This window comes from Streptomyces niphimycinicus, assembly GCF_018883605.1.
In the GTDB taxonomy this organism is placed as follows: Bacteria; Actinomycetota; Actinomycetes; order Streptomycetales; family Streptomycetaceae; genus Streptomyces; species Streptomyces niphimycinicus.
Genome location: NZ_JAHLEM010000953.1, coordinates 1 through 407, shown reverse-complemented (window position 1 = coordinate 407; position 407 = coordinate 1). Strand labels below are relative to the sequence as shown.

The 407-nt window shown below is 68.8% G+C and carries 1 protein-coding gene; it reads right to left on the bottom strand.

Annotated elements, in window-relative coordinates:
* Positions 1–407 (bottom strand): acyltransferase domain-containing protein (locus KN815_RS46035; RefSeq protein WP_216347742.1); only part of this gene is annotated, 407 nt, incomplete at both ends.

The following is a 407-nucleotide window of genomic DNA, read 5'->3' as shown; positions in this document are numbered from 1 at the left end:
GATCGGGGCCAGGAGGTCGAGGAGTTCCTCGCGCAGCTCCTCGACATGGGCCGAGTGGGACGCGTAATCCACCGGGATCAGCTTCGCCCGTACCTCCTCGGCCTCACACTCCACCTGGAGTTCACGCAACGCCTCCGGATCACCGGACACCACGATCGAACCGGGACCGTTCACCGCCGCCACCGAGATACGGCCCTCCCAAGCGGTGATCCGCTCCCGCACCCCATCAGCACTCTCGGCCACGGACATCATCCCGCCACGACCCGCCAGCCCACGCCCAATGGCCTGCGAACGCAACGCCACCACCCGCGCCCCGTCCTCCAACGACAACCCACCCGCAACCACCGCCGCAGCGATCTCCCCCTGCGAATGCCCCACCACCGCAGCAGGCACCACCCCACACGCAC